Annotated in this window: 16 protein-coding genes; 4 read left to right on the top strand and 12 right to left on the bottom strand. The window is 72.6% G+C overall.

All coding sequences use genetic code 11. The annotated features are described in order from the left end of the window. Window positions 1–61 precede the first annotated feature (61 nt). Together VT52_RS01490 and pulA are read left to right on the top strand one after the other, a co-directional pair. A complete protein-coding gene (locus tag VT52_RS01490) occupies window positions 62–1,435 on the top strand; it encodes an alpha-amylase (protein ID WP_206306411.1) in 1,374 nt (457 codons plus the stop codon). Window positions 1,436–1,626: 191 nt separating this feature from the next. Continuing rightward, window positions 1,627–7,038 carry a pullulanase-type alpha-1,6-glucosidase gene (pulA, locus tag VT52_RS01485; RefSeq protein WP_046421207.1) on the top strand — a complete coding sequence of 1,804 codons (5,412 nt, stop codon included), beginning with the start codon at window positions 1,627–1,629 and terminating at the stop codon, window positions 7,036–7,038. Between the two features lie 5 nt (window positions 7,039–7,043). Here the strand turns inward: pulA and VT52_RS01480 are convergent, their stop codons facing one another. From VT52_RS01480 to glnII, 11 genes are all read right to left on the bottom strand, one after another. After that, entirely contained in the window at window positions 7,044–7,760 is a 717-nt protein-coding gene (locus VT52_RS01480; protein ID WP_206306410.1) for a TetR/AcrR family transcriptional regulator, read from the bottom strand. Window positions 7,761–7,828: 68 nt separating this feature from the next. Next, window positions 7,829–8,878, bottom strand: coding sequence for a PDR/VanB family oxidoreductase (locus VT52_RS01475; RefSeq protein ID WP_046421210.1), 1,050 nt, complete (start codon window positions 8,876–8,878; stop codon window positions 7,829–7,831). After that, a complete protein-coding gene (locus VT52_RS01470) occupies window positions 8,878–9,792 on the bottom strand; it encodes a metal-dependent hydrolase (RefSeq protein ID WP_046421211.1) in 915 nt (304 codons plus the stop codon). Before VT52_RS01470 ends, VT52_RS01475 begins: the two co-directional genes overlap by 1 nt. Before the next feature lie 88 nt (window positions 9,793–9,880). Beyond that, on the bottom strand, window positions 9,881–11,809 hold the full coding sequence (locus VT52_RS01465) for a hypothetical protein (protein ID WP_046421212.1): 1,929 nt from the start codon (window positions 11,807–11,809) through the stop codon (window positions 9,881–9,883). A gap of 71 nt (window positions 11,810–11,880) precedes the next feature. Continuing rightward, complete coding sequence (locus tag VT52_RS01460; protein WP_240509619.1) at window positions 11,881–12,387, bottom strand: tetratricopeptide repeat protein; 507 nt, start codon at window positions 12,385–12,387, stop codon at window positions 11,881–11,883. 51 nt (window positions 12,388–12,438) lie between these two features. Further along, on the bottom strand, window positions 12,439–13,095 hold the full coding sequence (locus VT52_RS01455; RefSeq protein WP_046421215.1) for a LuxR C-terminal-related transcriptional regulator: 657 nt from the start codon (window positions 13,093–13,095) through the stop codon (window positions 12,439–12,441). Further along, entirely contained in the window at window positions 13,080–14,339 is a 1,260-nt protein-coding gene (locus VT52_RS01450) for a sensor histidine kinase (RefSeq protein ID WP_046421217.1), read from the bottom strand. Before VT52_RS01450 ends, VT52_RS01455 begins: the two co-directional genes overlap by 16 nt. Before the next feature lie 31 nt (window positions 14,340–14,370). Beyond that, on the bottom strand, window positions 14,371–15,432 hold the full coding sequence (locus VT52_RS01445) for an NAD-dependent epimerase/dehydratase family protein (RefSeq protein WP_206306409.1): 1,062 nt from the start codon (window positions 15,430–15,432) through the stop codon (window positions 14,371–14,373). 64 nt (window positions 15,433–15,496) lie between these two features. Further along, window positions 15,497–16,192: a winged helix-turn-helix domain-containing protein gene (locus VT52_RS01440; protein WP_046421219.1), complete on the bottom strand. Its 696-nt coding sequence runs from the start codon at window positions 16,190–16,192 to the stop codon at window positions 15,497–15,499. 116 nt (window positions 16,193–16,308) lie between these two features. Further along, window positions 16,309–16,431 carry a hypothetical protein gene (locus VT52_RS39345; RefSeq protein WP_276207935.1) on the bottom strand — a complete coding sequence of 41 codons (123 nt, stop codon included), beginning with the start codon at window positions 16,429–16,431 and terminating at the stop codon, window positions 16,309–16,311. A gap of 275 nt (window positions 16,432–16,706) precedes the next feature. After that, window positions 16,707–17,738, bottom strand: coding sequence for a glutamine synthetase (gene glnII, locus VT52_RS01435; RefSeq protein WP_046421221.1), 1,032 nt, complete (start codon window positions 17,736–17,738; stop codon window positions 16,707–16,709). A gap of 217 nt (window positions 17,739–17,955) precedes the next feature. On the opposite strand from glnII, the gene VT52_RS01430 reads away from it, so the two are divergent. Beyond that, entirely contained in the window at window positions 17,956–18,813 is an 858-nt protein-coding gene (locus tag VT52_RS01430) for an alpha/beta fold hydrolase (RefSeq protein ID WP_046421222.1), read from the top strand. Window positions 18,814–18,896: 83 nt separating this feature from the next. Here VT52_RS01430 and VT52_RS01425 read toward each other — a convergent pair whose 3' ends face one another. Further along, complete coding sequence (locus tag VT52_RS01425; protein WP_046421361.1) at window positions 18,897–19,271, bottom strand: arsenate reductase family protein; 375 nt, start codon at window positions 19,269–19,271, stop codon at window positions 18,897–18,899. Window positions 19,272–19,436: 165 nt separating this feature from the next. On the opposite strand from VT52_RS01425, the gene VT52_RS01420 reads away from it, so the two are divergent. Next, window positions 19,437–19,751, top strand: a complete 315-nt coding sequence (locus VT52_RS01420) for a hypothetical protein (RefSeq protein ID WP_046421224.1) — start codon at window positions 19,437–19,439, stop codon at window positions 19,749–19,751. Window positions 19,752–19,836: the final 85 nt, after the last annotated feature.

Genomic DNA, 19,836 nt, shown 5'->3' with positions numbered 1-19,836 from the left:
GCGTCACAGCAAGGTTTCTGAAACTTTGCAGAAAGCACCTTCAGCGACGAAGGAACCCCACATGGTACGCAAGACGCTCTCCGGAGCGGTCGCCCTCGCGGCCGCCGCCCTTGTCATGACCCCGACGACAGCCGACGCCTCCGCGCCCGGTGCCAAGGACGTCACCGCCGTCCTGTTCGAGTGGAACTACGCCTCGGTGGCGCGTGAGTGCACCAGCACGCTGGGCCCCGCGGGCTACGGCTATGTGCAGGTCTCGCCGCCCGAGGAGCACATACAGGGCTCCCAGTGGTGGACCTCGTACCAGCCCGTGTCGTACAAGATCGCGGGTCGGCTCGGAGACCGGACCACCTTCAAGAACATGATCTCCACGTGTCACGCCGCCGGCGTGAAGGTCGTGGTGGACACGGTCATCAACCACATGACCTCCGGCAGCGGCACCGGCACCGGCGGCACGCAGTACACCAAGTACGACTACCCGGGCCTGTACTCGGACTCCGACTTCCACACCTGCCGGACGCCGATCGACAACTACCAGGACCGCTCGAACGTCCAGAACTGCGAACTCGTGGGCCTGGCCGACCTGGACACCGGCGCGGAGCACGTCCGCGCGACCATCGCCGGGTACATGAACGACCTGCTCTCCCTCGGCGCCGACGGCTTCCGCATCGACGCGGCCAAGCACATCGCCGCCGCGGACCTGGCGAACATCAAGAGCCGGCTGACCGACCCGGGCGTCTACTGGAAGCAGGAGGTCATCTACGGCGCGGGCGAGGCCGTCCAGCCCACCGAGTACACGGGCAACGGGGACGTCCAGGAGTTCCGCTACGCCTACGACCTCAAGCGTGTCTTCAACAGCGAGAAGCTCGCCTACCTGAACAACTTCGGCGAGGGCTGGGGCTACCTGCCCGGCAACGTGGCCGGCGTCTTCGTGGACAACCACGACACCGAGCGCAACGGCGCCACCCTGAACTACAAGGACGGCGCCAACTACACGCTGGCCAACGTCTTCATGCTGGCCTGGCCCTACGGCTCCCCGGACATCAACTCCGGCTACGAGTGGAGCGACGCCGACGCGGGCCCGCCCGACAACGGCCAGGTCAACGCCTGCTGGCAGGACGGCTGGAAGTGCCAGCACGCCTGGCCGGAGATCAAGTCCATGGTCGCCTTCCGCAACACCACGCACGGCCAGGCGGTCTCCAACTGGTGGGACGACGGCGACAACCTGATCGCCTTCGGCCGCGGCGACAAGGGCTATGTGGTCATCAACCACGAGGGCGCGACGGCCGATCGCTCCTTCCAGACCTCGCTGCCCGCCGGCACCTACTGCAACGTGCAGAACAACACCACGGTGACGGTCAACGGCAGCGGCTGGTTCACGGCCTCGGTGGCCCCGAACACCGCGCTGGCGATCTACGCCGGCAAGTCCTCCTGCTGAACCGGGAGCCGGCCCGCGCCACCCCGAAGGGTGGCGCGGGCCAAGGTATTTGAAATTCCTTGCCGACCGTTTCATGACTCTTGCTGCAACCCTTTCGCGTTGGATACGGTCACGCGGGCGCCCGGCCCCGAAGCCGAGCCGCGGCGTGGGGTCGGACCCGACAGAGCCGCCATCGCAAGGAGTTCATGCCTGTGATACCGAGATGGCCGACGCCCACGCGGCGTCGCACCACCCACCGCAGGAGAGCCGCGGCCCTCGCCGTCGCCGCGCTCACGGCCGCCCTCGTGCAGCCACTGGCCGCGCGCGCGGCGCAGGCCGCCACACCGCCCCCGCCCCCGTCCGACTCGGCCCTCGCGGCCCAGCCGGCCCGGCACGGCGACACCCATGAGCAGTTCTACTTCGTCATGCCGGACCGCTTCGCCAACGGCGACAGGTCCAACGACAGGGGCGGGCTCACCGGTTCGCGCATGACGACCGGATACGACCCCACCGACGAGGGCTTCTTCCAGGGCGGCGACCTCAAGGGCGTCACCCGGAAGCTGGACTACATCAAGGGGCTCGGCACCACCGCCCTGTGGCTGGCGCCGATCTTCAAGAACATCCCGGTGCAGGGCACGGGCGCCAACGCCTCGGCGGGGTACCACGGTTACTGGATCACCGACTTCACCCAGGTCGACCCGCACTTCGGTACCAACCAGGACCTGAGGAACCTCATCTCCGAGGCGCACGCCAAGGGCATGAAGGTCTTCTTCGACGTCATCACCAACCACACCGCGGACGTGGTGACGAACAAGGAGGGCTCCTCCGACTACCGTTCGAAGGGCGCCTACCCCTACCTCACCAAGGACGGCAAGCCCTTCGACGACGCCGACTACGCGGACGGCGGCAAGGGGTTCCCGGCCGTCTCCGACGCCTCCTTCCCGTACACCCCGCGGGTCACCGACGAGTCCAAGGTCCCGGCCTGGCTCAACGACCCGACGATGTACCACAACCGGGGCGACTCCACCTTCGCCGGCGAGTCCGGCACCTACGGCGACTTCGACGGCCTGGACGACCTGTGGACCGAGCGTCCCGAGGTCGTGCACGGCATGGAGCGGATCTACGAGCGGTGGGTGAAGGACTTCGCCGTCGACGGGTTCCGCATCGACACCGCCAAGAACGTCGACCTGGACTTCTGGACCCAGTGGGCCACCGCACTCGACCGTTACGCGGCGGCGCACGGCCGGAAGAACTTCTTCATGTTCGGCGAGACGTACGACACCGACACCTCGGTCACCGCCCCGTACGTCACCCGGGGCCGCCTCGACGCCACCCTCGACTTCCCCTTCCAGGGAGCGGCCCGCGGCTACGCCTCCCAGGGCGCGAGCGCCGGCAAGCTGGCGAGCGTCCTCGGTGACGACTACAAGTACACGACCGACCGGGCCAACGCATACGAGCAGGTCACCTTCCTCGGCAACCACGACATGGGCCGCATCGGGTACTTCCTCAAGCAGGACAACCCGAACGCCTCGGACGCCGAGCTGCTGAGGAAGGACGAGCTGGCCAACGAGGTGATGTTCCTCAGCCGCGGCAACCCGGTCGTCTACTACGGCGACGAACAGGGCTTCACCGGGGCCGGCGGCGACAAGGCGGCCCGCCAGACCATGTTCGCCTCCAAGGTGCCGGCCTACCTCGCCGACGACGAGATCGGCACCGACCGCACCCACGCCGAGGACTCCTACGACACGGGCGCGCCGCTGTACCGGCAGATCGCCGCTCTCTCCGCCCTGCGCAAGGCCAACCCGGCCCTGACCGACGGTGTGCAGAGCGAGCGGTACGTGGCCGACGGCGCCGGGGTCTACGCGTTCACCCGCACCGACGCCAAGAGCGGCCAGGAGTACATCGTCGCGTTCAACAACGCGAGCGAGGCCAGGTCGGCCACTTTCGAGACCGGTTCGGCGGGGATGTCGTACCGGGGCGTCTACGGCGCGACGGACAGCGTCAGTTCCGACGGCGGGCGCAAGGTCGACGTCACCGTCCCGGCCGAGTCCGCCGTCGTCTACAAGGCGTCCGGCGCCCTCGACAAGCCGGCCACCAGGCCGACGCTCACCCTGGACGCCCCGGCCGCCGGCGCCACCGGCACCGTGACCCTCGGCGCCGACGTCGCCGGCGGGCAGCTGAACCGGGTGGTCTTCGCCGCCCAGATCGGCAACGCCAGGTGGCAGGTCCTCGGCTCCGCCGACCACGCGCCCTACCAGGTCACCCAGACCCTCGGCGACAAGGTCCCGGCCGGTACCGCGCTGCGCTACAAGGCGGTCGTGATCGACAGCGCCGGGCACACCGCGAGCGCCACGGCACGCAGCACCGCCGGCGCCGTACCCGCGCCCGCCCCGCCCACCGCCTCCTCGCGCGACTACGTGATCGTCCACTACCAGCGCCCCGACGGCGACTACGGCGACTGGGGCCTGTACGCCTGGGGCGACATCGCCGACGGCGAGGCCACCACCTGGCCGGCCGGGCACCCCTTCACCGGCCGGGACGCCTGGGGCGCCTTCGCCTACGTCAAGGTCGAACCGGGGGCCTCGAACGTGGGCTTCCTGGTCGTGGACAAGAACGGCACCAAGGACGTGGACTCCGACCGGAGCGTGGACGTCACCAGGACCGGTGAGGTCTGGGTCCAGCAGGGCAAGGCCGACGTCCAGACCCAGCGGCCGTCGTCGTACCCCGCGCCGGACACCACCAAGGCGGTGATCCACTACCACCGCGCCGACGGCGACTACGACGGCTGGGGCCTGCACGTCTGGACCGGTGCCGCGGACCCCACCGACTGGTCGGCCCCGCTGAAGCCGGTGAAGACCGATGCCTATGGCGCGGTCTTCGAGGTCCCGCTCGCCGCGGGTGCCACCAGCCTCAGCTACATCATCCACAAGGGCGACGAGAAGGACCTCGCCGCCGACCAGTCCCTGGACCTCAAGTCCGACGGCTACGAGGTGTGGCTGTTGAACGGCCAGGAGAAGCACCTGCTGCCGCAGCCCGCGGGCAGCGCCGCCGCCCTCGACCTGACCACCTCCAAGGCGGTCTGGATCGACAAGGACACCGTCGCCTGGGACGGCGCCGACGGCGCCGCCTCCACCCAGCTGGTCTACTCCCACGACGGCTCCATCGCCGCCAAGGACGGGGTCCTGACCAGCGACGACGAGCGCTGGCTGCGACTGGAGAAGACCACCCTCACGGAGGCCCAGAAGGCGAAGTTCCCCTATCTGAAGGACTACACGGCCTGGTCCGTGGACCCGCGTGACCGCGGCCGGGTGCGCGAGGCGCTCACCGGTCAGCTGATCGCCTCCCAGCGCACCGCGAACGGCGCCGTGCCGGCCGCGACCGGTGTGCAGACCGCGGGCGTCCTGGACGACCTCTACCCGGCCGCCGCCAAGGCGCGGCTCGGCCCCGTCTTCCACCGCGGCAGGCCCACCCTCTCCGTGTGGGCCCCCACCGCCCAGAGCGTCTCCCTGGAGATCGACGGCGCGATCAGGCCCATGCACCGCGACGACACCACCGGCGTCTGGTCGGTCACCGGGCCCGCTTCCTGGAAGGGCAAGAGCTACCGGTACGTGGTCAAGGTGTGGGCGCCCAGCGTCCGGCAGCTGGTCACCAACAAGGTCACCGACCCCTACTCGGTCGCCCTCACCGCGGACTCCGGGCGCAGCGTCGTCGCCGACCTGGACGACAGGTCGCTCGCCCCGAGCGGCTGGTCCACCCTGCGCAAGCCCAAGGCCGTTCCGCTGCGGGACGCGCAGATCCAGGAGCTGCACGTCCGGGACTTCTCGGTCGCGGACAAGACCGTCCCGGCGAAGGACCAGGGCACCTACCTCGCCTTCACCGACAGGAACAGCGACGGCAGCCGGCACCTGAAGGAGCTGGCGAGGTCCGGGACGTCGTACGTGCATCTGCTGCCCGCCTTCGACTTCGCCACCGTGCCCGAGAGGAAGGCCGACCAGCAGCGCCCCGACTGCGACCTCGCCGCCTACCCGGCCGACTCCGACCAGCAGCAGGCGTGCGTGGCGAAGAGCGCCGCGAAGGACGCCTACAACTGGGGGTACGACCCGTACCACTTCACCGTCCCCGAGGGCTCCTACGCCACCGACCCGGACGGCACCGCGCGGACCAGGCAGTTCCGGCAGATGGTGCAGGGGATCAACGAGGACGGCCTGCGGGTCGTGATGGACGTCGTCTACAACCACACCTCGGCGAGCGGGCAGGCGGACACCTCCGTCCTGGACAAGATCGTGCCCGGCTACTACCAGCGGCTGCTCGCCGACGGCTCGGTGGCCAATTCCACCTGCTGCGCCAACACCGCGCCCGAGAACGCGATGATGGGCAAGCTGGTCGTGGACTCGATCGTCACCTGGGCCAAGGAGTACAAGGTCGACGGGTTCCGCTTCGACCTCATGGGCCACCATCCGAAGGCCAACATCCTCGCGGTCAGGAAGGCCCTCGACGCGCTCACCCTGAAGAAGGACGGTGTCGACGGCAAGAAGATCATCCTGTACGGCGAGGGCTGGAACTTCGGCGAGGTCGCCGACAACGCCCGCTTCGTGCAGGCCACACAGGCGAACATGGCCGGCACCGGCATCGCCACCTTCTCCGACCGGGCCCGCGACGCGGTGCGCGGCGGCAGCCCCTTCGACTCCGACCCCGGCGTCCAGGGCTTCGCCTCCGGTCTGTACACCGACCCCAACGGGTCGTCCGCGAACGGCACCCCGGCCGAGCAGAAGGCCCGGCTGCTGCACTACCAGGACCTGATCAAGGTCGGGCTGTCCGGCAACCTCGCCGGGTACCGCTTCACGGACACCGGCGGCAAGGAGGTCACCGGCGCCGAGGTCGACTACAACGGCTCGCCCGCCGGATACGCGGACGCGCCCGGCGACGCCCTCGCCTATGTGGACGCGCACGACAACGAGTCCCTGTTCGACGCGCTCGCGTACAAGCTGCCCAAGGGCACGTCCGCCGGCGACCGGGCCCGGATGCAGGTCCTGGCGATGGCCACGGCCACCCTCTCGCAGGGCCCGTCGCTGTCGCAGGCGGGCACCGATCTGCTGCGCTCGAAGTCGCTGGACCGCAACTCCTTCGACAGCGGCGACTGGTTCAACGCCATCCACTGGAACTGCGCCGACGGCAACGGCTTCGGCCGGGGCCTGCCCATGGCGGCCGACAACCAGGACAAGTGGCCGTACGCCGCCCCGCTGCTGACCTCGATCAAGGTCGGCTGCCCGCAGATCGAAGGCACCTCGGCCGCCTACCGGGACCTGCTGAAGATCCGCACGACCGAGAGGGCGTTCTCGCTCGGCACGGCGGGCCAGGTGCAGAGCGAGCTGTCCTTCCCGCTGTCCGGCAAGGACGAGACCCCGGGCGTGATCACCATGGCCCTCGGTCACCTGGTCGTCGTCTTCAACGCCACCCCGCGGGCGCAGCAGCAGACGGTCTCCGCGCTGGCCGGGACCGCGTACCGGCTGCACCCGGTGCAGGCGTCCGGCGCGGACCCGGTGGTGAAGACCTCCGGTTACACGGCGGCCACGGGCACCTTCACGGTGCCGGCCAGGACCGTTGCGGTGTTCACCCGGTCCTAGCCTCCTTACGAGGCCAGGGAGGCGAGCCGGCCGACGAGCTCCGCGAAGGGGCCGTCGGCCGGTTCGTCCTTGAGAATGGCGCGCAGCACGTCCGCCATCCCCTCGTCCCGGGTCGCGCTCACCGCGACCAGGGCGGCGAAGTCGTGCACCAGCTGGAGCTCCAGCTCCTCGCGCGGGATACGGCGGCCGTCCAGCCAGATCAGCGCGGTGGACTCGGCGAGCGAGATCCAGGAGCGGATGACCAGTTCCAGACGCGGGGGCGCCTCGGCGATCCCGAGATGGGCCAGCATCTGCTCGTACGCGGACTGCCGTACGTCGTCGATCAGCGCGTTGGTGGTCGAGACGTGCTCCTTCTCCCGGGAGCCGGTCGCGGACACGGCCGGGCCGCCGCGCATCAGGGCCGAGAAACCGGGGCCGTACTCGTCCACATGGGCGAAGAAGCGGTGCATCACGTGCAGCAGCCGGTCGCCCAGCGGCCCTTCGTGCGGCTCGGTGAAGCGGGCCTTCAGCTCTTCCGAGGCGCGCCGCAACGCGGCCTCGTACAGGCTGAGTTTGCCCGGGAAGTAGTGGTACACCAGCGGCCGCGAGATGCCCGCGGCCGCCGCTATGTCGTCGATGGAGACCTCGTCGGGCGAGCGGCGGCTGAACAGGTCGAGAGCGACACCGATCAGCTGCTGCCGTCGCTCCTCGACACCCATCCTGCGGCGCACCCCGGTACTCATACGAACACCTTACCGAGCGGATCCGGCCGCCAACGGTCCGGACCCGAACCGGTGTTCACATCATTGCGTCACAGATCGAGCACGAGGCGTTCACCCCGAGCCCGGGACACACAGATCAGCATCGAGTCGGCACGCTCCGCGTCCGTGAGCAGCTCGTCCCGGTGCTCCACCTCGCCCTCCAGCACCCGCTGCCGGCAGGTCCCGCAGAAGCCCTGTTCACAGGAGTGGACGGTGCCCGGCAGCTCCCGGCGCACGGCGGCCAGCACCGTGGAGTCGGCCGGCACCTCCACCGTGCGCCCGCTGCGCCGCAGTTCCACCTCGAACGCGGCGTCCCCGTCCGCCGGGGCGCCCGGCGCGAACCGTTCCAGATGCAGCGCGGCCCCCTCCGGCACCCGCTCCGCGACCGCCTCCATCAGCCCCTCGGGACCGCAGCAGTACACCGCCGTGCCCGGGGCCACCGACGCGAACAGGGCGTCCAGGTCCGGCCGCCCGTCCTCGTCCCGCGCGACGAGGGTCAGCCGGTCCCCGGCCAGCTCGCGCACCTCGTCCAGAAAGGGCATCGAGGCCCGCGTGCGTCCGCAGTACAGCAGCCGCCACGCGGCGCCCTCCGGCAGCGCGCGCAGCATCGGCAGCACCGGGGTGATGCCGATCCCGCCGGCGACGAAGACGTACGACCGCGCCTCGGCGAGCGGGAACCGGTTGCGCGGCCCGCGCACCTCCAGCTCCATGCCCTCGGCCAGCCGCTCGTGCACCTCCCGCGAACCGCCCCGCCCGTCCTCGACCAGCCGGGTGGCGACCGTGTACGAGGAGGTGTCCTCGGGGTCCCCGCACAGCGAGTACTGCCGCACCAGCCCCGAGGGCAGCACCAGATCCAGATGCGCGCCCGGCGTCCAGCGTGGCAACTCCGCACCCTCCAGGCGCAGTTGTACGACGCCGTCGGCGATCGTCTCGTGCGCGGTGAGCAGCAGCCGCAGGGTCCGGGAGCGCGGCCGGCCGGAGACCGGCGTCTCCAGGGCGGGCATCGGCCACAGCGGCGAGACCTGGACACGGCGGCGCAGCGCGCTCCGGGTGAGCAGGGCGGCGCCCGCGAACAGGGCGACCGTGAGCGGCTTGGGCATCAGGCGGCACCCTTCGGGGAGCGCTCCGCCCGCCGCGCGGCGAGCGCGGCCGGGGAGGCGGACAGATAGGCGACGGCCTGGGCGGTGGAGAACTCGTGCGAGGGGTGGTAGTCCCGGCCGAGATAGCGGGGGATGGAGCGCAGCATGGCACCGGTGCCGGGCAGGACGCCCGCCCGGCCGCGGTCGTAGAAGTCCTTGAAGGACGCCTTGGCGCCGGTCAGTGTCGGGTCGTTCGCCATGAAGAAGCGGACCCCGCGCTGCCACAGGAAGAGCAGGGCCGAGAACGCGCTCGCCCAGGTGCGGGCCCGGCGCCGGTAGCTGCCGTCCAGATGCGTGAACAGGTCGAAGGCGACCGAGCGGTGCTCGACCTCCTCCGCGCCGTGCCAGCGCAGCAGGTCCAGCATGGTGGGGTCGGCGCCGCGCCGGTCCAGCTCGGCCGCGCCGAGCACCCAGTCGCCGAGGAACGCGGTGTAGTGCTCGATGGCCGCGATGAGCGCCACCCGTTCGAGCAGCCACCAGCGGCGCGCCCGACCCGGCGGCAGGGTGCGGTCGCCGAGCAGCTTCTCGAAGAACCAGTCGACCTGCGCGGTGTACGGCGTCGGGTCCAGGCCCTGCTCGCGCAGGTGCGGCAGCACCTCGTCATGGGACTGGGAGTGCATGGCCTCCTGCCCGATGAACCCGATGACGTCCTCGCGCAGCCGGTCGTCCTCGATCAGCGGCAGTGCCTGCTCGTACACGTGCACGAACCAGCGCTCGCCGGCCGGCAGCAGCAGGTGCAGCACATTGATGGTGTGCGTGGTGAACGGATCCCCGGGCACCCAGTGCAGCGGTGTGTCCTCCCAGGAGAAGGACACGTTGCGGGCCTTGAGCGCGATGCGCTCGGACTCCACCGGCCGGGCCTGCGTATTAGACATGGCGTCAATGTACTGACGGGTAGACGCCCTGAGAAGGGTTCTGGCACGGGTTGTTTACGGTGATGTCAGCAGCGCCCCCCTGCGGGCGTCAGTGCAGCCCGTCGATCACCCGGCCACCCGCCAGGGTGCCCTTCAGCTGCGCCTGCGCCCCCTTGGCGGCCTTCGAGATCAGCAGCGAGCCCGGCGCCGACGCGGTGATCCCGCCGCTCGCGTGGATCGCCACCGTGTCCGGGGAGCCCGCGGCCAGCAGGTACCAGTGCCCGCCCCGGGACTTCCACAGCGCCCCGGCCAGCACATGCGGATCGCGCGGACCGCACGCCGTGGTGTCGGTGCCCTTCGCCGTGACGGCGCCGTAGCGCGAGCCGGGGGTGCGGAACTGGGCCAGTGCCGCCGTGCCGTCGCCGCGCCAGGTCTCGGCACGGGTGCAGGCCCACTGGCCGGCTCCGCTGCCGTCGGGCAGCGGCTGCTCCGCGTAGTCCCAGGCGTTGACGCTGCGCACGCCCGAGGAGCGCTCGGTGGCCAGTGAGCAGGCGAACGGCGCCCACGCCTGGAGCCCCGCAGGGGTCGCGGCCTCGCCGGGCGCGCCGGGGCGGCCCGCGGTGAGGTGGGCCGGGACCAGCTCGCCGAGGTCCGTGGCGAGCTGGGTGCCCAGGCCGCCGGAGACCTGCAGCACGGTCCACGAGGTGCAGCTGCCGGTCGCCAGGGCGGGGCTGGTCAACGGAGCGGTGACACCGCCGGTGACCGTGAGCGGGGTGGGCGCCGAGGCGGGCTTCAGCAGGTCCCGGGTGGCCGCCTTCTTCACCCAGGGGGCCAGCAGGTACTGCACGTTGCCGTCGGCGCGGCCGAGCACCAGGGCGCTCGCCTCGGCGCCGGTCGCGCCGTCCACCCGGGCGAAGTCCAGGGCGGCGCCCTGGGTGCCGTCGGCCGGTTCCGCGTAGCGGGCGATGCGCAGACCGTCGTAGAGGATCACCACCCGGGCGGCGTCGACCTGCCCCGCGTACAGCAGTTGGGGCGGGCCCGCGGGGCCGCCGGTCTGGGTGCCGGGGGTGGCCGAGACCCGGACGTTCTGCCCGGGGCGGGCCCAGACCGCGAGGGCGCGGCGCAGCAGCTCCTTGTCGCCGGTGAGCGGGCCGCGCGCGGGCCAGGCCGAGAAGTCGGTGCGGGCCGCGGAGCGCCAGGCGGTGGGGGGGACCCGGGTCAGCCCGGCCGGGTCGAGGGCGGCCTGGGCGGCCGGGTTCTCGGCGTAGACGGGAGCGGCGGCGCCGTCCGGGCCCCGGCCGGAGTGCGGCATCACGAGCAGCGCCCCGCACACCGCGAGGGCGGCCGCGGCGCCGAGGGCGGCCCTGGTGTGCTGGCGGCGGCGCAGCAGATCGGTGGGCCGGGCCTGCAGGGCACAGGGGTCGAACTCGGGGGAGGAGAGCAGGCCGGGCTGGGCGGGCACGCTGTTCGCCATGGCGAGGGCGCCGCCCGGGTCGTCCACCCCGGCCGCGTCGAGGATCTCGCGGATGTCCTGGTCGGGCAGCCGGTCCAGGCCGCGCAGCACATAGGCGGCGCGGGCCGGCGCGGACAGCTTCGACAGCCGCTGGTCCAGGGCGAGTTCGTCGGCGCCGCCGGAGCGCGGGAGCAGGCGCAGGCCCCAGACGCGGGGGAGCAGCGGGGGCAGGCCCCGGTGCGGGCGGGCGGCGGCGAGGGCGGCGCGCAGCACCCGCTCGCGCAGATAGGCGTAGCCCGGGTCGCTCTCCCGCGCCGCCGGGTCCGCGGGATCCCGGCGGGCCTGGGTACGTCCCGAGTGCTGGGCCGGGATCAGGTCGGCCTGCTTGCGGCTCCGGGGCAGGGCGCGCTGGGTGAGGGCGTGTGCGGTCAGCACCCGGCGCCCTCGGCCGAGGCCCGGCGGCAGCACCAGGAAGGCGAGCCGGACCAGCCGTGGGTAGTGCTCGACGAGCGTGGCCTCGGCCCGCTCGGCGTCGGCCGGTGCGGGGGCGGGTGCGTGACGGTGGGCTACATCCTGTGACTGCACGTCCGGGAAAACGAGCGAGCCCTTGGTTGGTCACCGTCAAGCGTCGCGTGCGTGCCGGCGACGCGACCGGTTCACGCTCCCGGACCGACCAGTGCGCGCGCGTAGTTGGCCATCGACCGCTGGTAGCGCGGCATATGGGCGGCCAGCGCCTCGATCACCAGGGACAGGCCCTCGCGGTCGCGGCCGAGGCTGGACAGGCACAGCGCGAGACACGCGCGCACCGCGTCGTCCAACTCGTCGCTCGGCCCCTCCAGTTCGGGGGTGAGAAGCTTGACGCCCTCCTCCGCCTCTCCGATGTTGCGCAGGGAACTCGCCAGCTGGATCCGGGTCCGCCGCCCCCGGTAGCCGTCGAGGCCGCGCGCCAGCGCCTCCCGGTACAGCGGCACGGCCCGGTCCGAGTGCCCGGTCGAGTCGAAGGCGCAGGCCCGCTCGAAGGGGACCCGCGGACTGCCGTCGGGCAGTTCGGCGACGAGGCCGTCGATCAGCGCGCGGAACTCCGCCGCGCGCTCCTCGGGAAACTCGTCGCGGGCGAAGGCGGCCCAAGCGGCGTCCACACGGTCTTCCCAGTCCTGGTTCACGGTGTCACCCTCGCACACAAGTGCCCCCGGAGTCACCGCGTTCGGGGCAGCTCACCGGTGGCCGCTGTCGAGGTACGCCAGCACCGCGAGCACCCGCCGGTTGTCGTCGTCCGACACCTCCAGGCCGAGCTTGCCGAAGATGTTGGAGGTGTGCTTGGCCACCGCCCGCTCGGTGACGACCAGTTGGGCGGCGATCCCCGCGTTCGACCGGCCCTGCGCCATCAGCTCCAGCACCTCGCGCTCGCGCGGGGTGAGCCTGCCGAGCGGCCGGTCGTCGGCCGAGCCGCGGGCCAGCAGCTGCGAGATGACCTGCGGGTCCATCGCCGTGCCTCCCGCCGCGACCCGCCGCACGGCGTCCACGAACTGCTCCGCGTCGAACACCCGGTCCTTGAGCAGGTACCCGATCCCGCCGTCGCCGTCCGCGAGCAGCTCCCGCGCGTACAACTGCTCCACGTGCTGGGAGAGGACCAGCACCGGCAGCCCCGGACGCGCCCGCCGGGCGGCCAGGGCGCACTGGAGGCCCTCGTCGGTGTGCGTGGGCGGCAGCCGCACGTCGACCACCGCCACGTCCGGTTTCGACTCGGCCAGCGCCCGCGTCAGTTCGGGCCCGGACTCGACGGCCGCCGCGATCTCGAAGCCGTACGCTTCGAGCAGCCGGACCAGTCCGTCGCGCAGCAGGAAGAGGTCTTCGGCTAGGACAACACGCACGGGATCTCCATGGTCACCATGGTGGGGCCGCCCGCGGGAGAGCTGACGGCCAGGACGCCGTCGAATGTACCGAGCCGCTTCTCGATCCCGGCGAGCCCGGAGCCGGCCCCGACGCGGGCGCCGCCCCCGCCGTTGTCGGTGACGGTGATCCGCAGCAGGCCGTCGGTGTGGTGCAGATCCACCCAGATCCGGTCGGCGCCCGCGTGCTTGGCCGCGTTGGTGAGCACCTCGCCGACCGCGAAGTAGGCGGCCGACTCGACCGGCGCGTCGACGCGGCCCGGCAGCTCCACCGCGACCTCGGCGGGCAGCGGCAGCCGCAGCGCCAACGCCCGCACGGCGTCGCCGAGTCCGCGTTCTGCGAGCACCGGCGGATGGATGCCGCGCACCAGGTCGCGCAGCTCCTCCAGGGCGTCCACGGAGTTGCGCCGGGCCCGCGCGAGCAGCTGCCGGGCCTGCGCCGGGTCCTTGTCGAGCAGCATCTCGACGGTGCCGAGGTCCATGCCCATGGCGACGAGACGGGCCTGGGCGCCGTCGTGCAGGTCCCGCTCGATGCGGCGCAGTTCCGCGGCGGAGGTGTCCACCGCGTCCCGCCGCGTCTCGGTCAGCACCCGCACCCGCTCGACGAGTTCGCCCTCGCCGTTGTCCAGGACCGCCCGCACCAGCCGGAAGTGCGCGGTCAGCAGGTTCGGGGTGAACCGCAGGGCGACGCGCAGGATCACGAGGGCGAGCAGGCCCGCGCCGACGGCGGTGGCCTCCCCGGTGACCGGGACGAACGCGTACCAGTAGGTGCCGCCCCCGGTGTACGCCCGCCACAGCCCGAAGGGCAGCATCAGCCCCTCGACCGGGTAGAACAGCAGCAGCGCCGGGAGCAGGGCGCTGACGAAGCCCGCCGTGAAGTCCACCGGCAGCCAGCGCACGTCCCGCCAGGTCTGGGGGTCGCCCAGCATCGTGAAGGTGCGTGTCCACGGGTTGGTGCCGCGCGGGACCTGCCGGTACACCGCCCGGATCCGCACCCCGCACCACTCGGCCGCCAGCCTGCGGCGCACGTCCGCCAGCGCCCGGACTCCGGTCAGCACCAGGGGAGTCGTGAGCAGTCCGATGCCGAGCGGGATGAAGGCGAGGGACAGCAGGGTCAGCACCAGGAACGCCATGCCGAAGGGCATCGTGATCAGGGCCAGCATCAGCCCCTGTACGGCGGCCAGCAGGGCCCGGCGGGCCCGGCCGCGCATGTCTTCGCTGTTCATACGGTGAGTCTCCCCGACCCGCCGGCGGGGGTCACTGGCCCGAGGCCCCCTCCTCGGGGGTGGTGCCAGGTACACCACCGGCTCCGGGGACGCCGTCGCGCAGCGCGGCCAGCGCCTTCGCCTCCACCTCCGGGGCGACTCCCGGGGCGCGTCGGCCGGGCCGCTGGGGCGGGGTGCCGCCGATCCCGGTCAGCCAGCGCCAGGTGTCCGCGACGGTCTCCTCCACCGGGCGGCACGTCAGGCCGGTGGCGAGCGCCCGTGACACGTCGGACCGGTGGACGGCGTCGTGCGTCTCGCCGCCCGGCGGCACCCACACCGGCAGCTCGGTCCACGGCTCGATCCCGGCGTCCAGCACCGTCCGCGGGTCGGCCCAGCACAGCTCTGCGTCCGCCCCGGTGGCGGCGAGGCAGGCGTCGAGGAACGCGCCCATGGTGGTGTGTCCGGACGGGCTCACCAGGTCGTACGGGCCGCTCGACGCCCGCTCCAGGGCGTCGAGAAGCCAGTTCGCGAGGTCGCGGGCGTCGATGTACTGGAGCGGCAGCTCGCGCGGGCCGGGGGCGAGGACGGGACCTCCGCGGGCGATCCGGGTCAGCCACCAGGGCAGCCGGCCCACGTTCTCGTACGGCCCGAGGATCAGCCCGGCCCGCACCAGCAGCGAGCCGTCCGTGCCGAACGACTCCAGCGCGGCCAGCTCGCCGCCCCGCTTGTCCAGGGCGTACTCGCGCTGCCCGGCGTCCGCCGCCGCGCCCTCGACCAGCGGGGCGTCCTCGCCGGCGCCGGGCGGCCAGGGCCAGGCGTACACCGAGCGGCTGGAGACGTACGCGTACCGGCCGGCGCGGCCCCGCAGCAGCCGTGCCGCCTCCCGCACCGCGCGGGGCGCCGCCGACCAGGTGTCCACCACCGCGTCCCAGTCGCCCCGGGCGAGCGCGCCGAGGCCGTCCGGCGCGGTGCGGTCACCGCGCAGCACCGTCGCCCCGGGCGGGGACTGGTGCCGTCCCCGGTTGAAGACGGTCACCTCCCAGCCGCGCCCGAGGGCCGCCTCGGCCACGGCCCGCCCCACGAACTCCGTTCCGCCCAGCACCAGAAGTCTCATGCCGGGCAGTCTGCCCGGTCGGCGGCCGGACGGGACGGGTCTGCGCCGAGGGCGGAATTGGGGGTCAACGCCCGTTCGGAGGGACGTACTTGTAGCCGACCCGGCGCACGGTCTGGATGGTCCGGCGGTGCTCGGCGCCCAGTTTGCGGCGCAGCCGGGCGATGTGCACGTCGACCGTGCGGCCGTCGCCGACATGGCCGTACCCCCACACCGTGGTGACCAGCTGGTCGCGGGTGTGCACCCGGTGCGGATGCGTCACCAGGTGCGCGAGCAGTTCGAACTCCAGGTAGGTCAGATCGAGTTCGCGGCCGTCGACGCAGGCGGTGCGGCGCCCGGAGTCGATCCGCACCAGCGGCCCGGGGGCCGCCGGGCCCGGAGCGGTCGCCAGGCCGGCGTGGTCCGCCTGGACGGCCGGGTCCGCCGCTCCCGCCCGGTTCGCGGGCGGGAGCGGCTGCCCGGCCCCGCCCGCGGGCCCCGTCCGCCCCTGCTGGTCCGGCCCCGCGAACGGCGGGAACGGCGGGTGCTGGTCGGCGGGGACGAGCACCAGATAGCCGACCATCGGCGGGCGGCCGGGCAGGACGGGCAGGGTGTGCTGCGGGGCCGGCAGCCAGGTGGCGCCCGGCGGCAGGAAGTCCGCGACGTCCACCGCCTCGTCCCGGTCGACGGCGCGCAGCCGCTGCCGGGCGGGGGCGTTCGGGGGAGCCGTGGACGGGGCCGGGGAGGCGGCGGAGACGGGGGAGACGGAACGGGTGGTCGCCATGGGAGGTCAGCTCTTTCGCGCGAGAGGTTCGCCGGGAGGGGCGGCGGCCGCGACTCGTGGTCGGGGCGCGCCGGGACGCACGTCGTTCCGCGCTGGCCGGAGGCCGGGTTACGGCTTCACAGGGCCCGCGCGGACGTCGCGCGACGACACACCCGGTCGAAGTCGTGGTGCTGGCGGGAGGGCCAGAAGGGCTCGAGGTCGTGGCGACCCGTCGCGGTGATCTTCTGGAAGCTGGCCATGCGCCCATTGAAGCAGAGGCTCACACCGGGCACGAGAGTCCTCTCACGGGTTGGAGCCGGCATTGGCGAGAACTCTGTGCCGTGGTGGCGGCGGGAGCCGGATTCAGGCCCCTGAGCAGCGGGTTGTGGGCGCGCAGACGGCCGGATCGCGGTCTCGCCATACGGACGGACGGGGGTGCGCGAGGGCCGGCCGGGGTGTCCCGGGGCGCACCCGGCATACGGCAGGGGCGCCCGCCGCGAACGGCGGGCGCCCCTGTCAGGGTCTCGGGGGCGGGTCAGACCTGACCGGCCTTCTCCAGCGCCGTGCAGCAGGTGTCCACCATCAGACGGGTCACCAGGTAGGGGTCGACGTTGGCGTTCGGACGGCGGTCCTCGATGTAGCCCTTGCCGTCCACCTCGACCTGCCACGGGATGCGCACCGAGGCGCCGCGGTCGGAGACGCCGTAGGAGAACTCGTCCCACGGGGCGGTCTCGTGCAGACCGGTCAGCCGCTCGTCGATGCCGGCGCCGTAGTTCTTGACGTGGTCCAGCGGCTTGGAGCCCTCGCCCAGCGACTCGCAGGCGGTGATGATCGCGTCGTAGCCCTCGCGCATCGCCTTGGTGGAGAAGTTGGTGTGCGCGCCCGCGCCGTTCCAGTCGCCCTTGACCGGCTTGGGGTCGAGAGTCGCGGAGATCCTGAAGTCCTCGGCGGTGCGGTACAGCAGCCAGCGGGCCACCCACAGCTGGTCGGAGACCTCCAGCGGGGCGAGCGGGCCGACCTGGAACTCCCACTGGCCCGGCATGACCTCGGCGTTGATGCCGGAGATGCCGAGACCGGCCTTCAGGCAGTTGTCGAGGTGCGCCTCGACGACGTCACGGCCGAAGATCTCGTCGGCGCCGACACCGCAGTAGTAGCCGCCCTGGGGGGCCGGGAAGCCGCCCTCGGGGAAGCCCAGCGGGCGGGTGCCGTCGAAGAAGGTGTACTCCTGCTCGATGCCGAAGACCGGCTCCTGAGCCGCGAACCGCTCCGCCACCTCGGCCAGTTCGGCGCGGGTGTTGGAGGCGTGCGGCGTCATGTCCGTGTTCAGGACCTCGCACAGCACCAGCACGTCGTCGCCGCCGCGGATCGGGTCCGGGCAGGTGAAGACCGGCCTGAGCACGCGGTCCGAGGCGTGGCCCTCGGCCTGGTTGGTGGAGGAGCCGTCGAAGCCCCACAGCGGAAGCGCGTCGAGACCGGCCGGAGTGCCCGCGATGATCTTCGTCTTGGAACGGAGCTTGGCCGTCGGCGTGGTGCCGTCGATCCAGATGTACTCGGCCTTGAAGGTCACGGGGGGACACATCCTTCGGGGTGGTTCGGACGCACTCGCGGGTGCCGGCGCGGCGCCGCGCGCCGTCTCTCGATCTGCGCGGAAGACTGCCAACAGGCCGTTTCCCGACCATTGCCCGTATGTGAACCCCGTGTTACCTGGGGGTTTGTGTCCCGGATCACGCAGGGGATCCGGCCGGTAGGGTGATGCCGACCGACGAGACAGTGGGGGCCGTCCGGTGACCGGTTACGACAGCGACGCCTTTCGGAGCGCCTACGACGGGCTCCTCGCGAAGTGGCCCGGCGACCGCGAGGCACTCACCGTACCCACACCCCGCGGCGAGACCCGCGTCAACACCTGCGGCCCGCGCGACGCGCCCCCGCTGCTCCTGCTGCCGGGCGGCGGCGGAGCCACCTCCGTCTCCTGGTACGCCCAGGCCGCGGACTTCGCCCGCACCCACCGGGTCCACGCCCCCGACATCGTCGGCGCCCCCGGCCTGAGCACCCCCGCCCCCGGCCGGCACCCCCGGACGCTCGCCGGTCTGACCGGCTGGCTGGACGCGCTCCTGGACGGCCTCGGCATCGGCAGCGCCGACATGGGCGGGCACTCGTACGGCGCCTGGATCGCGCTGTCGTACACCCTGCACGCCCCCGCCCGGGTCCGCCGCCTGTTCCTGCTGGACCCGACCGGGTGTTTCGCCGGGTACCGGCCGAGTTATCTGCTGCACGCCCTGCCGATGCTGCTGCGGCCCACGCCGGGCCGGGTCCGCGCCTTCCTGGAATGGGAGACCGGGGGAGCGGCGGCCCGGACCCCCGAGTGGCTGCGGCTCCAGGAAGCCGGTGCCGGATTCCCGGCCACGAAGCCGGTGACCCGCCCGCGCCCGGCGCCGCGGGCGCTGCGCGCGCTCGCGACGCCGGTGCTGCTGCTCGCGGCCGGGGCCGGCAAGGTGCACGACCCGGGCCGGGTCGTGGCAGGAGCCGAGGCACTGCTGCCGCGTGTCACGACCGCCGTGCTGCCGGGAGTCTCCCACCACGCGCTGCCCCAGGCGGCGCCGGAGGAACTGACCTCCCGGCTGGCGAGCTTCCTGTCGGGCTGAGCCGCCGTGGGCTGCCGTACGAAACGTTCAGCGGACGGTCGTACGACGTCCCGTGGTTCGACGGACGGCCGTACGACGCCCCGTCACCCCGACGTCGACCCGCGCGCGATCGCCTCCCGAACCGCCTCCTCCGTCCGGGCGACCAGCGCCGTGCCGTCGTCCGCCGTGATGATGGGCCGCTGGATCAGCTCCGGGTGCTCGGCCAGTGCCCGGATCCACCGCTCCCGCGAACCCTCGTCCCGTGCCCCGTCCTTGAGCCCCAGTTCCCCGGCGGCCGCCTCCTGGGTCCGGGTGATGTCCCACGGCTCCAGGCCGAGGCGCCCGAGCACGGCCCTGATCTCGTCCTCGCTCGGCACGTCCTCCAGATAGCGGCGCACGGTGTACCCGACCCCCTCGGAGTCGAGCAGGCCGAGCGCGCCGCGGCACTTCGAACAGGCCGGATTGATCCAGATCTCCATGGCGCACACGGTACGCGAGAACCCGTTCACCACCCCTGTCCCGGGAGCCCCGAAAGCCCTTGTGGCCAGGGCCTTTTGTCAGTGGTCCGCCGTAGAATAGAAGCAGTGTTCGAGGGTGCCGCCGGGCTCGCCGGCCGGTGCCCTGATCGCGTCTGGAGGATGCCCGTGCCCGCTGCCGCTCTCAAGCCGAAGCCGTCGCCGACCCAGTCCACCGCCAAGCACCCCGTGCTCTTCGACTCGCCGTACGAGCCCACCACGAAGCGGCCCCTGCCGGCCGGCCGGCCCCGGGAGTGGTACGTCTCGCACAACCGGCGCCTGAAGGCCATGCGCCTGGCCATCGCCCTGCTCGACTCCGGCGTCTACCTGCCGGACCAGGCGCGCGACGACACCATCCGGGGCACCGCCGAGACGATCGGCATGCGCCCGCCGTCCGACACCACCTGCCGCATGGTGCGGGCGCTCATGCGCTACAGCCGCTGATCCGCCGCGGCGCCGGGCACTTCGCCCGCGGGACCGCCCGGCGCCGCGGGCCCGACCCGGCGGAGCGCGCCGCCGCCCCGCTGTG

The sequence above is a fragment of the Streptomyces malaysiense genome (assembly GCF_000980885.2).
Taxonomy (GTDB): Bacteria; Actinomycetota; Actinomycetes; order Streptomycetales; family Streptomycetaceae; genus Streptomyces; species Streptomyces malaysiense.
This window is presented reverse-complemented; position numbering and strand designations above follow the sequence as displayed.

Bases quoted from the DNA above. Each gene is read 5' to 3' on its own strand.
- VT52_RS01425 (WP_046421361.1), bottom strand. From the start codon at position 19,271: ATGGAGATCTGGATCAATCCGGCCTGTTCGAAGTGCCGCGGCGCGCTC.
- VT52_RS01490 (WP_206306411.1), top strand. From the start codon at position 62: ATGGTACGCAAGACGCTCTCCGGAGCGGTCGCCCTCGCGGCCGCCGCC.
- VT52_RS01450 (WP_046421217.1), bottom strand. From the start codon at position 14,339: ATGAACAGCGAAGACATGCGCGGCCGGGCCCGCCGGGCCCTGCTGGCC.
- VT52_RS01445 (WP_206306409.1), bottom strand. From the start codon at position 15,432: ATGAGACTTCTGGTGCTGGGCGGAACGGAGTTCGTGGGGCGGGCCGTG.
- VT52_RS39345 (WP_276207935.1), bottom strand. From the start codon at position 16,431: ATGGCCAGCTTCCAGAAGATCACCGCGACGGGTCGCCACGACCTCGAG.
- VT52_RS01470 (WP_046421211.1), bottom strand. From the start codon at position 9,792: ATGTCTAATACGCAGGCCCGGCCGGTGGAGTCCGAGCGCATCGCGCTC.
- VT52_RS01475 (WP_046421210.1), bottom strand. From the start codon at position 8,878: ATGCCCAAGCCGCTCACGGTCGCCCTGTTCGCGGGCGCCGCCCTGCTC.
- VT52_RS01480 (WP_206306410.1), bottom strand. From the start codon at position 7,760: ATGAGTACCGGGGTGCGCCGCAGGATGGGTGTCGAGGAGCGACGGCAG.
- VT52_RS01440 (WP_046421219.1), bottom strand. From the start codon at position 16,192: ATGGCGACCACCCGTTCCGTCTCCCCCGTCTCCGCCGCCTCCCCGGCC.